Annotated in this window: 14 protein-coding genes; 8 read left to right on the top strand and 6 right to left on the bottom strand. The window is 64.4% G+C overall.

The features are described 5' to 3' along the window. Window positions 1–2 precede the first annotated feature (2 nt). Entirely contained in the window at window positions 3–395 is a 393-nt protein-coding gene (locus ACR2J1_RS04435; RefSeq protein ID WP_434018166.1) for a PAS domain-containing protein, read from the bottom strand. A 64-nt stretch (window positions 396–459) separates the two neighbouring features. Between ACR2J1_RS04435 and ACR2J1_RS04430 the strand changes: the two genes are divergently transcribed. Beyond that, on the top strand, window positions 460–1,164 hold the full coding sequence (locus ACR2J1_RS04430) for a rhomboid family intramembrane serine protease (RefSeq protein ID WP_434018134.1): 705 nt from the start codon (window positions 460–462) through the stop codon (window positions 1,162–1,164). Window positions 1,165–1,255: 91 nt separating this feature from the next. Beyond that, window positions 1,256–1,687 (top strand): CBS domain-containing protein, encoded by a 432-nt coding sequence (locus tag ACR2J1_RS04425; RefSeq protein WP_434018133.1) that lies wholly within the window; start codon window positions 1,256–1,258, stop codon window positions 1,685–1,687. Between the two features lie 8 nt (window positions 1,688–1,695). Here ACR2J1_RS04425 and ACR2J1_RS04420 read toward each other — a convergent pair whose 3' ends face one another. The 3 genes from ACR2J1_RS04420 to folE form a co-directional block, all read right to left on the bottom strand. After that, the gene (locus tag ACR2J1_RS04420) at window positions 1,696–2,616 is read right to left on the bottom strand and encodes a patatin-like phospholipase family protein (RefSeq protein ID WP_434018132.1); all 921 of its coding nucleotides are present in this window, start codon (window positions 2,614–2,616) and stop codon (window positions 1,696–1,698) included. Window positions 2,617–2,783: 167 nt separating this feature from the next. Next, on the bottom strand, window positions 2,784–3,224 hold the full coding sequence (gene hisI, locus ACR2J1_RS04415; RefSeq protein ID WP_434018131.1) for a phosphoribosyl-AMP cyclohydrolase: 441 nt from the start codon (window positions 3,222–3,224) through the stop codon (window positions 2,784–2,786). Window positions 3,225–3,260: 36 nt separating this feature from the next. Further along, a complete protein-coding gene (gene folE, locus ACR2J1_RS04410) occupies window positions 3,261–3,899 on the bottom strand; it encodes a GTP cyclohydrolase I FolE (RefSeq protein WP_434018130.1) in 639 nt (212 codons plus the stop codon). 140 nt (window positions 3,900–4,039) lie between these two features. On the opposite strand from folE, the gene ACR2J1_RS04405 reads away from it, so the two are divergent. From ACR2J1_RS04405 to thrS, 3 genes are all read left to right on the top strand, one after another. Then, window positions 4,040–4,555, top strand: coding sequence for an iron-sulfur cluster assembly scaffold protein (locus ACR2J1_RS04405; protein ID WP_434018129.1), 516 nt, complete (start codon window positions 4,040–4,042; stop codon window positions 4,553–4,555). Continuing rightward, a complete protein-coding gene (gene yidD, locus ACR2J1_RS04400) occupies window positions 4,548–4,883 on the top strand; it encodes a membrane protein insertion efficiency factor YidD (protein ID WP_434018128.1) in 336 nt (111 codons plus the stop codon). Before ACR2J1_RS04405 ends, yidD begins: the two co-directional genes overlap by 8 nt. A 77-nt stretch (window positions 4,884–4,960) precedes the next feature. Next, complete coding sequence (thrS, locus tag ACR2J1_RS04395) at window positions 4,961–6,907, top strand: threonine--tRNA ligase (protein ID WP_434018127.1); 1,947 nt, start codon at window positions 4,961–4,963, stop codon at window positions 6,905–6,907. Here the strand turns inward: thrS and ACR2J1_RS04390 are convergent. Beyond that, entirely contained in the window at window positions 6,904–9,027 is a 2,124-nt protein-coding gene (locus ACR2J1_RS04390) for a VWA domain-containing protein (protein WP_434018126.1), read from the bottom strand. The two genes, thrS and ACR2J1_RS04390, sit on opposite strands and share 4 nt — an antisense overlap. A 195-nt stretch (window positions 9,028–9,222) precedes the next feature. Here ACR2J1_RS04390 and ACR2J1_RS04385 point away from each other — a divergent pair, with 195 nt between their 5' ends. After that, a complete protein-coding gene (locus ACR2J1_RS04385) occupies window positions 9,223–9,795 on the top strand; it encodes a nitroreductase family protein (RefSeq protein ID WP_434018125.1) in 573 nt (190 codons plus the stop codon). A gap of 36 nt (window positions 9,796–9,831) precedes the next feature. Continuing rightward, window positions 9,832–10,443 carry a flavin reductase family protein gene (locus tag ACR2J1_RS04380; RefSeq protein ID WP_434018124.1) on the top strand — a complete coding sequence of 204 codons (612 nt, stop codon included), beginning with the start codon at window positions 9,832–9,834 and terminating at the stop codon, window positions 10,441–10,443. 11 nt (window positions 10,444–10,454) lie between these two features. On the opposite strand, the gene ACR2J1_RS04375 is transcribed toward ACR2J1_RS04380, so the two are convergent. Then, window positions 10,455–11,225: an NAD kinase gene (locus ACR2J1_RS04375; protein ID WP_434018123.1), complete on the bottom strand. Its 771-nt coding sequence runs from the start codon at window positions 11,223–11,225 to the stop codon at window positions 10,455–10,457. A gap of 106 nt (window positions 11,226–11,331) precedes the next feature. Here ACR2J1_RS04375 and cutA point away from each other — a divergent pair, with 106 nt between their 5' ends. Next, a complete protein-coding gene (gene cutA / locus ACR2J1_RS04370; protein WP_434018122.1) occupies window positions 11,332–11,673 on the top strand; it encodes a divalent-cation tolerance protein CutA in 342 nt (113 codons plus the stop codon). Window positions 11,674–11,938 lie beyond the last annotated feature (265 nt).

The raw sequence follows: 11,938 nt of genomic DNA, 5'->3' as shown, positions 1-11,938 counted from the left end.
GCTCAAAAAGTCCGTGCCGCACGCCCGAAATGCTCGCAGATCCGGGTGCCCACCAGGCGAAAGCGGTAGCCCGATAAGCTCGAGCACTGGGCGATAAAAGTTTCAGGGAGCAGGGGCGCGATCTTGGCCGGCTCGATCTCGAAGCGGCGGGGTGCGGGGCGCCCATTGCGCACGCGATCCCAATACGCGTAAAGCTGCTTTACTCGTTGACTGCTGCATTGCCCACCCGGCTCCGACGCTACACCTTGGTTGCGGGGGCGCCCAATGTTCGGCCAAGGCAAGGTAAAAATCTCGCTTTGGGACAGTGGGCTTCGCCCGCGCTGTTGATGGAGCAAATAAAGCAGGGAGCGTGCCGGCGGCCGGTGCCACGCAATCGCCGCGTTGCATTCGCGCATTAAGTCTGCCGACAGGTGAGAAGGACGACGTCCCGTTCGAGCGATGACCGGTCCAAGCGAACCCATGTTCAACGTGCCGCGGAGCGTCCTCCTCGCGGCGGCGCTGATGATCGCCGTGCATTTGGTCAGGACCTCGCTGCCGGACGAGTTGGACCTCACGCTCCTTCTGGCCCTGGCCTTCATCCCGGCGCGCTATAGCGGTGCCGCTCTTGAGCTTCCCGGCGGCTATCTCACCGCCGTTACGTCCTTCGTGACCTACATGGTTGTGCATGCGAGCTGGGTGCATCTGTTGGTGAACACGCTCTGGATGTTGGCCTTTGGCAGCGCCGTGGCGCGGCGCATTGGCAATTTGGGCTTTCTCTACTTTTCCGTTCTCTGCGGGATCGCTGGCGCGCTCACGCATCTCCTCTTTCATTTTGGCGAGATGGCGCCGGTGGTCGGAGCATCCGCCGCGATTTCAGGGCAGATGGCCGGCGCGCTCAGATTCATCTTTAGGCCGCGGGGAGAGATCAGCCAGGGCGAGCCCGACTTCGCGCACGCGCCCCTCAAGAGCTTGCCTGAGACCTTAAGCGATCGGCGCATCCTAATGTTTTTGGCCCTTTGGATCGGGCTCAACGCCTATTTCGGGTTGAGTTCCGTGGCGATCGCGGGCGCCGAGGGTGGCATCGCCTGGGAGGCCCATATTGGCGGCTTCCTGTTTGGCCTGTTCTTCTTTGGCTTCTTCGACAAGCAGGGCGTCCTGACCCAACAGCCTCTCAGTCCTCGCTAGCCCGTTTTCACGCAATCGCTTGCCAGCGTTTCCGGTCCGAGACAGAATGTCGCATAACGGGGCGAAGTTCCTGGAGCTGGAGGAAACGAGTATGAATGTCGCTGCCATCCTTAGGCTTAAGGGCCGGGAGGTGCTGACCGCCTCGCCCGATACCACATTGCTCGAAATCGCGAAGATGCTCCGTACCCATCGTATTGGCTGCATCGTCATCTCGGCCGAGGACGGCAAGGTTGCCGGCATTATCTCGGAGCGTGACATCGTGCGCGAGATCGCGAGTGCCGGGGTCAAGGCGCTCAAGGATCAAGCCGAAACCGCGATGACGAAGACCGTCGTCACCTGCCGCGAAGCCGATACCATCGACAGGCTCATGGGCGAGATGACAGCGCACCGTTTTCGCCACATGCCGGTCGTCGAGAGGGGTCAGCTTGTCGGCCTCGTCTCGATCGGCGACGTGGTACGGATGCGGATCGCGGAAGCAGAGATGGAATCCGCGGCGATGCGGGAATATATCGCCACCGGTTAAGCGGCTAATTACGCCGCGAGAGCTTCGATCGCGAATTTCAGATCGTCGATGTGCCGCGCGGTCGCGGCGGCGCCGAGTTCGATTGCCTCGGCTGCGCGATGGAAGTCGAACAGGCCGATGCCGCCTGTCTTCGGCGTGATGGTGATGTCGGGCGGGTCGCCGGCCAGGCGCGAGCGTGCGATGCGGTCCTGCGTGATGTTGATGGCGTCCATCATCACCGACGACATACCGGGCGCCCCATTGCCCCTGCCGAAAATCTGCCGGTGCAAGAGGTGCACGGCGGCGCGGCCGTTGCTGCCGACGAGCTCGGAGTCCTCTGGCGGCTGCGGAATTTCGGCGAAGGCTTCCTGGTCGTGAATGACGCTGCCCTTGCCGAAGAGATCGCCGCCGAGATTGACGGCGATGACGATGCGGGCGCCGAGCGCACGGCATACCGATACCGGGATCGGATTGACGAGGGCGCCGTCGATGAGCCATCGCCCGTTGATCTGGACGGGACGGAAGATTCCGGGCAGCGCAAACGAGGCCCGCAGCGCGTTGACGAGGCTACCCTTGTTCAGCCAGACCTCGTGGCCGGTGCCGAGCTCGGTGGCGACGGCGACGAAGCGCCGCTCGAGGCGCTCGATGTGAAAATCCTGGAGGTGATTTTCCAGACGCGAGCTCAAACGCTGACCGGTGATGAGGCCGGAGCCGGCGAAATTGAAATCGAGAAACCCGAAGACGCGGCGGCGCGTCAGGCCGCAGGCGAAGTCTTCGAGTGTGGCGAGCTTGTCGGTGACGTAGCAGGCCCCGGCAACAGCGCCGATGGACGTGCCGGCGACAATATCCGGCTCCAGGCCCGCCTCGATCAGGGCCTTAAGGACGCCGATATGGGCCCAGCCGCGTGCTGCGCCGCCACCCAGCGCAATACCGATCGTCGGTCTCGCCATGTTCTACCCGGTTGCGTCCCCATGCCAGAGGAGGTCTGACATTGGCGCCGCACTCGGGCTACCACAGGGCTGTGGCCGGTTTCCGAATGCGACATTTCCAGCCGCCAGAATTGTATCCTGAGACTCTTTAAGGTTCCCTTTGCGGCAGTAGCGTGACACCGGACCGCTTAGGAACCTTGGGTTTTGTCGCCCGCGACGACGGTGAGGGGGAGCCCGCCCGCGGCAGATCCTACCGGCACCTCGCGGTAGAAGCAGCTTGTATGCCCCGTATGGCAGGCCGTGCCGTCGCCTTCCATCTCAACCTTCATCCAGATGGCGTCCTGGTCGCAGTCGGTGCGCAGCTCGACTACGCGTTGCGCGTTGCCGCTCGTCTCGCCCTTGCGCCAGAGTTCGCCGCGGGACCGCGACCAGTAATGCGCCTCGCCGGTCTCGATGGTGCGGGCGAGCGCTTCCGCGTTCATGTAAGCGAGCATCAGCACCTCGCCGGTCTCAGCAGAGGTGGCGACGACGGGCAGCAATCCATGTGCGTCGAAATTGGGCGTGAAGATCGTCCCGTCTTCGAGTCCGGCCTTGTCGGCCGGGGGAGGGAAGGTTGCTTCCTTGGTCACGGCGATCGCGTCCTTTGTCGCGGACGCTCCTTTTGCCTAGCGGCTCGCCGCCAGCGCCATGAAGCGTGCCTGCTGCGCCGGATCTTCCTTGAAGATGCCGGTGAACTGGGTGGTGATGGTGGCGACGTCGGGCTTCTTCACGCCGCGGATCGACATGCATTGATGCACGGCCTCGATCATCACGGCCACGCCTTTCGGCTTCAGCGCGGTATCGATCGTCTCGGCGATCTGCGCGGTCATCGTCTCCTGCGTCTGCAAACGCCTTGCGAAGACCTCGACGACGCGCGCGAGCTTGGAAAGACCGACGACGCGATCGGTGGGGAAATACGCGATATGCACCTTGCCGATGAACGGGATCATATGGTGCTCGCAATGGGAGTGCAGCTCGATATCGCGCAGCATGACGATATCGTCATAGCCCGCGACCTCATCGAAGGTGCGCGACAGCACCTCCATCGGGCACTCGCCATAGCCGCTGAAGAACTCGTCATAGGCGCTCGTCACGCGCTTCGGCGTATCGCGCAAACCCTCTCGGTTCGGGTCGTCGCCGGCATAGGCGATGAGAGTGCGCACAGCCTCTTCGGCCTCCTGGCGGGAGGGCCGAATAATATCGGGCCCGCGGCCGATTTCGGCGGGTGGGGCTGTGGTCCGCAACTTCTTTACCGTGGCATCCATGACCGGTTCCTTAGGCAAACGCGCAAGATGGCGGCCCGTTCAGTCCTTAAAGTGGGGATAGTATAGGCGACACGTCAACAGGCGGCGTGAAGCTTTCCTGACGCCCGGGCTACCAATCCCCCAAACCGGCTGCATATATAATGCGATTGACCGCCTCGCAAGGCGAGGCGCGGGAGACAAAACGAGCGATGACCCTGCCGGACGACATCTACAGCCAGCGCATTCTGGAGCTGGCCGCCAATATTCCACGTGTAAGCCGGCTTCCGGTCCCGCACGCGACGGCGACCGCGCGCTCGAAGCTTTGCGGCAGCACCGTCAGCATCGATCTCGCGATGGACGGCGGCGTGGTCACCGACTACGGCCAGAACGTGAAGGCCTGCCTGCTCGGCCAGTCTTCCGCCGCGGTCATGGGGCGGGAGATCGTCGGCTCCACGGCGTCGGAGCTTCGCGCGGTCGGCGCCGCCATGCGCAAGATGCTGAAAGAGGGCGGGCCTGCGCCTGAGGGGAGATGGGCGGATCTCGCCGTGCTCGAACCGGTGCGGGACTACAAGGCACGGCATGCGTCGACCTTGCTCGTGTTCGACGCCGTCGAGGAGGCCATCGCGCAGATCGAGGCCAAGACGCGCCATGCCTCTCCTAGCCAAGAGCATGTCTAAGGCGGCGCGGTCCACCGCGAAGCCGCTCGCGTCGCAAGTGGCTAAGGCCATGATGCTCGCCCCGATCCTTCTCTATCGCTGGATGCTCTCGCCGCTTGTCGGCGCGCATTGCCGGCATCTGCCGACCTGCTCGGACTACGCGCGGGAAGCCATCGACTTAAACGGCGCGTGGAAGGGCGGCTGGCTGACGCTGGCCCGGCTTTGCCGCTGCCAGCCTTGGGGCAGCCACGGTCTCGATCCCGTGCCCAACCTTTCAGGCGAGCGACACAAATTCGCGCCTTGGCGCTATGGGCGCTGGCGCTTGCGCCGTTTAACCCCGCGCTCTTGACTTGGCTTCCATTCGGCAGCATCTAGCAGCCCATCTTACCTGCGCTGGTACGCAGGAGTGAGAGGAGGAGCGAAACGATGATTTCCCTGACATTCCCCGATGGCGCGCAGCGCGAGGTGCCGCCCGGCACTACGGGCCTCGGCGTGGCCAAGTCGATCTCGCCGTCGCTCGCCAAGCGCACGGTGGCGATGAGCCTCGACGGCAAGCTTGCCGATCTCGCGACTCCCATCAAGGCTGATGCCGCGATCAAATTCCACGCACGCACGGACCCCGAGGCGCTGGAGCTCATTCGTCACGACGCCGCCCATGTCATGGCCGAGGCGGTGCAGGAGCTCTATCCCGGCACGCAGGTCACGATCGGGCCCGTCATCGAGAACGGCTTCTATTACGACTTCGCGCGCGACGAGCCCTTCACACCGGACGAGCTGCCGAAGATCGAGGAGAAAATGCGCGAGATCATCGCGCGCGACCGGCCGTTCGGCTGCGAGATCGTTGACCGCGAGGCTGCCAAGAGGCTGTTCCGCGACAAGGGTGAGGACTTCAAGCTCGAGTTGATCGACGCGATCCCCGAAGGCGACGACGTCAAGCTTTACAGCCAGGGCGAATGGCTCGACCTCTGCCGCGGTCCGCACATGACCTCGACCGGTAAGGTCGGCAAAGGCTTCAAGCTGCTCAAGATCGCGGGCGCGTATTGGCGCGGCGATTCAAACCGGCCGATGCTCCAGCGCATCTACGGCACGGCGTGGGCGAGCGAGGACGATCTCAAGGCCTATCTGCACCAGCTTGAAGAGGCGGAGAAGCGCGACCATCGCCGTCTCGGCCGCGAGATGGATCTGTTCCATTTCCAGGAAGAGGCGCCGGGCGCGGTGTTCTGGCATCCGAAAGGCTGGGCGCTGTTCACGGCGCTGATCGCCTATATGCGCCGGCGGCAGGATGCGTGGGGTTATGTCGAGGTCAACTCGCCCGACATGATGGAGCGCTCGCTGTGGGAGCAATCCGGCCATTGGGAGAAGTTCGGCGATCATATGTACGTCACCGAGACCCTGGACGAGCGCATCTATGCGTGCAAACCGATGAACTGTCCGGGCCATGTGCAGATCTTCAAGCACGGGCTGAAAAGCTATCGCGACCTTCCCTTGCGCATCGCGGAGTTCGGCAAGGTGCATCGCTACGAGCCGTCTGGCGCGCTGCACGGACTTTTGCGCGTGCGCCATTTCACGCAAGACGACGCGCATATCTTCTGCACCGAGGATCAGATTACGGAAGAATGCGTGACGCTGAACCAGCAGATGCTCTCGATCTATCGCGATTTCGGTTTTAAGAATGTGCGCATCAAATTCTCCGACCGGCCCGAGAAAAGAGTCGGCGGCGATGCGGTGTGGGACAAGGCGGAAGCGGCGCTCAAGCGCGCCGTCGAGGCTGCGGGCCTAAACTATGAGTTCAACCCGGGCGAGGGCGCCTTCTACGGTCCCAAGCTCGAATATGTGCTGCGCGACGCGATCGGCCGCGATTGGCAATGCGGCACGATCCAGGTCGATCTCAATCTGCCCGGGCGGCTCGGCGCGTTCTATATCGGACCGGACGGCGAGAAGAAGGAGCCGGTGATGATTCACCGCGCCATGTTCGGCTCGCTCGAGCGCTTCACCGGGATTCTCATCGAGCATCATGCCGGGCACCTGCCGCTCTGGCTTGCGCCGAGGCAAGCCGTTGTCACGACCATCGTTTCCGATGCCGACGCCTACGCAGAGACGGTGTTCGAAGTCCTGCGCGCGGCAGGGCTCAGGGCCGACATCGATCTCCGCAACGAGAAGATCAACTACAAGGTGCGCGAGCATTCGATGGCCAAGGTGCCGGTCATGCTCGTGGTCGGCAAGCGCGAGGCGGAGGAGGGCACGGTGTCGGTGCGGCGGATGGGAAGCCAGGACCAGAAAGTCATGTCTCTCGAAGCCGCCGTCCGCATGCTGGTGGATGAGGCGGTTCCGCCCGATCTGCAAGCGACCGCCGCCGGCACGAAGGCCGCCTAGGGCCGGACCGGCGGCCGGAACAAGACGCCCGGATTGATCAGCGGCCCGCTCGGCTCCGGCGCGGAGCCCAAGGCTGCGCCGCCATCCGGCGCATCGGCGTCGCCGCCGGCGAAAGTGCCAGCCCCCGGGGGCGGCATGGCCGGCTCCAGAATAGCCTTCAGCGCTTCCGGCGAGGTGGGGCCGTCCTCGACCACGACCTCGACCTGTTTCGATGCGCCGGGTTCGACGCTGAATTTCCGCGTGTAGGTCAGGCCGCTATGCGTGGCGACCACGGCATAGGTGCCTGCGGCAAGGATATGCGACGGCAGCGCGCCGGCATTCTTCTTCACGACATCGCCCGTCGGCGTCAGCACGTTCCACTGCGTGTCGGCAAGCGCTTCGCCGCCGAGGCCTTGCACCAGCTTGAACGTCACCGTCGCCGCCGCGTGCTTGACCGTCGCCTCGGTGATCTTGCCGGGCTCGACCGTCACGTCGGCGCGAACCGTCGCGTTGGCGTCGCCATATTGGCTGACGATGTTATAGGCGCCGGCATTCAGCCTGATCACCAGACCCGGCTTGGCATTGCCCAGGATCTTGCGGCGATTGCCCAGCTGATCTTCTTCGTCGGAGAGAATGTCGAAGCGCACGCTCCCTTCCGCCAGTTGCTCGCCGTCGGAGAGCTCCGCAGCGAGCTTGAGGCCCCCGGTATTGAGGATGAAGGTCTCCACGATGGAGCGCCCGCTTTCGACCTTGATTTTCTTGGTGAGGTTGGAGAGGCCGTAAGCGGCATTGACGAGATATTCGCCGGGCAGAAGTGCGGCGGTTGGGGTCGCTTCGCGGTGAGTGCTGAGAAGTTTGTGCGCGCTGTTGGGGCCGTCGCCGGATGCGAAGACACGCCAAGTGAGCCCCGTTTCAAGCTTCGGCCCCGACTCGGTGGCAAGAGCCTTGAAGGTGACGGGCACCGGGAGTGCAGGTTCGGCGGGCTTGGGAACGGCCGCCATCTTTCCCGGCGCATCTTGGGGCAACGCCGCGGCCGGTGCCTCGCTTGATTGTTGCGCGGGCGGGCTCTGCTCAGCAGGGGCGCCCTTTGACACCGCGGTCTCGCCCGAGGGGCTGCTCGCGCCCGCCGGTTGCGTTGCGGTCGCGTCCGGCTGCGGAGGCGGAGCCTGAGCGTCCGCTCCTCTGTCTTGCCCGGTGGTCGTCGCAGGCGCTTGCGGCTCCGGTGCGGTCTGCCCGGTTGCGGGGGCGTCTTGCTGCGGCGGAGTTGCCGGCACTTGTGGTTCGGCCGCTGCTGTCGTGGGTAGTGTCGCCGCGGGTGGTGTCGGCGCGGGTGGTTCGGTTGCGGGCGTCGCTGCTTCCGGCGCCGCGGCTGCGGGCGCTGAAGCGTCAAGCCCTGGCTTTCGCGGCACTGCATCCGGAGAGGGTGCGGGCGTCGCTTCGGCAACCGGCGCCGGGGCCGGCGTCGGCGGAGGCGTGGCGGCGGCATTGAAGACCGCGGTCAGACCTTTCTTGAGGCCGTCCGCGTTTTTTGCCGTCACGAACTGGCCGCCGGTCGCGGATGCAATGCACGCCAAGGGTTTCGTCTCGGTCTCCGCCTTGGCGTCGAAACCGAGAACGTGAATGCGCAAGCCTGGGGACTTTTCCTTCAGCCCCGCGGCGATGGAGCAAACATCGGCATCGCAAGTGTCGCCGCCATCGGCGATGAGAACGATGTCGAGCCTGCCGCTTGGCGGCATTCCCTTCGCGGCTTCGCTGAGCGCCGCGGCAATCGGCGCCTGGCCTTTCGGTTTGACGCCGTCGAGAATTTTTCTCTGCGTTGCTTTGCTCAATTCGCCGAGCTTGGCCACCGTCCGCGTGTCGGCGCAGTTCGAGTACTGGCGATCGCCGAAGGTCGCGAGACCGAACTTGAGCTTGTCGTCGTAAGTGCCGATGAATTCGCCGAGTTTGATGCGCAGATTGGCGTTCTTGCTGAGGCGGCCCATCTTGGTCCACATGCTCTTGGATGCGTCGACGACGAGCATCGTGTCCGCAGGCTGCTGTGGTGCATCTTTTGGCGCAGGGGGGTCTTCTGCTCTTGCCGGCAGCGCGCAGAGAAGCGCTGCTGACAACAGCAGAAGCATCGCGCAGCGTTTCCCCCGCATTGCGTTCGCTCCGATAGGCTGGCCGCGAGCAGTTATAGCCCCATTCGCATAGGGACAACGCAGGCAAAATCTGACGCCAATGAGGCCAATTTTGGTTCGGTGGGCTTGGATACAGCCCCGCTAGGCTTCCACGGCGGCATTGTTCGCCCCGCCATTTCGCGTTAGGGAACCAGCCCCCGCATAAATCCTCCGGTCATGTCCAACCCCGTCATCGATCATCTCCTTGCCCGCCGTTCGGTCTCGGCCAACAGCCTTGGCGAGCCGGGTCCGAACGAGGCGCAGCTCCGCCTTATTCTCACCGCCGCCGCACGGGTGCCGGACCACAAGAAGCTGGTTCCCTGGCGATTTGTGCTGTTTCAGGGCGAGGCGCGGGCGCAATTCGGCAAGATCCTGGCGGAGAGCTGCCAGCGCGCGGAGGCCAATCCGGGCCAGTTCCGCCTGGAGAACGAGGCCAAGCGCTTCCTGCGGGCGCCTGTCGTCATTGCAGTCATCTCCAGGGTCCGGGAGAACCCGGCTGCGCCGGAATGGGAGCAGATTCTGTCCGTAGGCGCGTCCTGCCAGAATCTCCTGACCGCGGCGACCGCGCTCGGCTTCGGCGCGCAATGGATCACCGAATGGTACGCCTATAACGACGATATGAGGGCGGCGCTCGGACTCGGCGACGGCGAGCGGGTGGCGGGATTCGTCTATATTGGCACGGCGAAAGAGACGCCGGAGGAGCGGGAGAGGCCCGATCTCGGCGCTATCGTCACGTCGTGGCGGCCGTGACCGTGTCGCGCGCATAAGGCGACGAAAGGTTCTGCGATGTTTTACGACGCGGTCGCCAACACGCACGGTCTCGCCTTCGATCCGTTCAAGGCGCTGGTCGCGCCGCGCCCGATCGGGTGGATCTCAACTTTGAGCAAAAGCGGCGTCGTCAATCTTGCGCCCTACAGCTTCTTCAATGCGGTCTCGGAAGATCCGCATTTCGTGATGTTCTCGTCCGGCGGCCGCAAAGACAGCCAGCGCAATGCCGAGGAGACCGGCGAGTTCGTCTGTTCGCTTGCGACCTACGATCTGCGCGACGCGATGAACCGCACCTCGATCCCCGTCGGCCCCGACGTGAACGAGATGGAGCTCGCGGGATTGACGCCGGAGGCCTCGCGGATCGTCAAGCCGCCGCGGGTGAAGGAATCGCCGGTCGCTTTCGAGTGCCGTTACTGGAAGACCATCGAGCTTCCCGGCAAAGCGGGGCAGCCCGGCACGCACGCGATCGTGCTCGGACAGGTCGTCGGCGTGCATGTCGCCGACGAGGTCATCAGCGAGGGACGGGTCGACGTTACGAAGCTGCGCCCGCTCGCGCGTCTCGGCTATGGCGACTACGCGGTGATCGATGAAGTCTTCACTCTCACGCGGCCGGGCGCGCGCGGCGGCTGAGCGTGCCCGCCTCAGTAGCCGAACTGCTCGGCGAGGACGCGCTCTGCGAGCGTATGGCCGGGATCGAACATCATGAAGATGTCGATGCCGCTTTCCTCCCTGACCTCGACGCGCGCGATGTCGCGGAACTCGGTATGGTCGGCGACGGCGCTTGCCGGACGCTTCTCCGGCTCCAGGACCTCGATCTCGACTTTCGCGTCGTTCGGCAGCAGTGCGCCGCGCCAGCGCCGCGGCCGGAACGGGCTGATCGGGGTTAGCGTCAGCAACGGCGCATTGATGGGCAGGATCGGGCCGTGGGCGGAAAGGTTGTAGGCCGTGCTGCCGGCCGGCGTCGAGATGAGGATGCCGTCGCAGATGAGCTCATCGAGACGGACTTTGCCGTCGACCGCGATCCTGAGCTTCGCGGCCTGATATCTTTGGCGGAACAGCGACACCTCGTTGATCGCAAGCGCTTCGTGGGCCTCGCCGTTGATGCCGCGCGCCGTCATGTGCAGGGGATGGATGACGGTGATCTCGGTGCGCTCGAGCCGGTCGACCAGGCCGTCCTCGTAATAGTCGTTCAGGAGAAAGCCCACCGAGCCGCGATTCATGCCGTAGATCGGAATGCCGCTGTTCAAATGCCGGTGCATGGTTTGCAGCATGAGGCCGTCGCCCCCCAGCGCCACGATGGCGTCGGCGCTCTCCGGCGGCGCGTCGCCATAGCGCTCGACCAGCTTCGCGCGCGCGCTTTCGGCTTCCTTGGTGTCGCTCGCGACGAAGGCGATTTTGCTGAAGCGTGACATGCTGGTGTTGGATGCGCCTGGAGCCGACCCTTAGAGTGCGGCACTATAAATGAGAGAACCGCCCTGCAATGCAAGCGCTGTCATAGCGAGAGGTCATGGTGAATCCATGCGGAACAAGGATCTGCCGGTTCTGATCTACACGACCTTCGCAACGATCGAGGACGCGAGAGCCGTGGGAGACGCGCTGGTTGCCGGGCGCCTTGCGGCCTGCGTCAACATCTTCCCCGGTATGGTCTCCATCTTTGAGTGGCAGGGCGCGCGCGAGGAGGCGAGCGAGGTCGCCATGATCATCAAGACAAGACGCAGCCTCACCGACGCGGTCCTCGCCGAGGCAAAACGGCTGCATCCTTACGAAGTGCCGGCGCTGCTGGTGCTGCCGACAGAGGGCGGCGGCGCTGGGTATTGCGCCTGGATCGCGGCGCAGACTGGCCCCAAGCCCCCGGTCTAGCCGTCAAAGCCAGGGTTAACGCGCCTGCGTTAACCCGTTGCGAATCCTTTCTATCGCATCCTTCGGCCGGAACTCCCGGGCAGGGCGCTTGCGCCGTTTCTGTCATTTTGGAGGTGATCTTGCGTTCAAATGAGCCCCTGACGGACGGCGCCGGCGCGGCGGTCGTGGCTGCCGGGGCAGGCGCGCAAACCGCTCCGCGCGGCACGAGCGACAGGCGCACGGCCTTGTTTCGCGAAACGACGCGGGAGCGGACCGAGCGCGTCGT

This window comes from Methyloceanibacter sp. (assembly GCF_050999895.1).
In the GTDB taxonomy this organism is placed as follows: domain Bacteria; phylum Pseudomonadota; class Alphaproteobacteria; order Rhizobiales; family Methyloligellaceae; genus Methyloceanibacter.
This window is presented reverse-complemented; position numbering and strand designations above follow the sequence as displayed.

What these genes read in the sequence shown, in the direction of transcription:
- ACR2J1_RS04435 (WP_434018166.1), bottom strand. Translation starts at nt 395, where the DNA reads ATGCGCGAATGCAACGCGGCGATTGCGTGGCACCGGCCGCCGGCACGC.
- ACR2J1_RS04430 (WP_434018134.1), top strand. Translation starts at nt 460, where the DNA reads ATGTTCAACGTGCCGCGGAGCGTCCTCCTCGCGGCGGCGCTGATGATC.
- ACR2J1_RS04425 (WP_434018133.1), top strand. Translation starts at nt 1,256, where the DNA reads ATGAATGTCGCTGCCATCCTTAGGCTTAAGGGCCGGGAGGTGCTGACC.
- ACR2J1_RS04420 (WP_434018132.1), bottom strand. Translation starts at nt 2,616, where the DNA reads ATGGCGAGACCGACGATCGGTATTGCGCTGGGTGGCGGCGCAGCACGC.
- folE (WP_434018130.1), bottom strand. Translation starts at nt 3,899, where the DNA reads ATGGATGCCACGGTAAAGAAGTTGCGGACCACAGCCCCACCCGCCGAA.
- ACR2J1_RS04405 (WP_434018129.1), top strand. Translation starts at nt 4,040, where the DNA reads ATGCGATTGACCGCCTCGCAAGGCGAGGCGCGGGAGACAAAACGAGCG.
- yidD (WP_434018128.1), top strand. Translation starts at nt 4,548, where the DNA reads ATGTCTAAGGCGGCGCGGTCCACCGCGAAGCCGCTCGCGTCGCAAGTG.
- thrS (WP_434018127.1), top strand. Translation starts at nt 4,961, where the DNA reads ATGATTTCCCTGACATTCCCCGATGGCGCGCAGCGCGAGGTGCCGCCC.
- ACR2J1_RS04390 (WP_434018126.1), bottom strand. Translation starts at nt 9,027, where the DNA reads ATGCGGGGGAAACGCTGCGCGATGCTTCTGCTGTTGTCAGCAGCGCTT.
- ACR2J1_RS04385 (WP_434018125.1), top strand. Translation starts at nt 9,223, where the DNA reads ATGTCCAACCCCGTCATCGATCATCTCCTTGCCCGCCGTTCGGTCTCG.
- ACR2J1_RS04380 (WP_434018124.1), top strand. Translation starts at nt 9,832, where the DNA reads ATGTTTTACGACGCGGTCGCCAACACGCACGGTCTCGCCTTCGATCCG.
- ACR2J1_RS04375 (WP_434018123.1), bottom strand. Translation starts at nt 11,225, where the DNA reads ATGTCACGCTTCAGCAAAATCGCCTTCGTCGCGAGCGACACCAAGGAA.
- cutA (WP_434018122.1), top strand. Translation starts at nt 11,332, where the DNA reads ATGCGGAACAAGGATCTGCCGGTTCTGATCTACACGACCTTCGCAACG.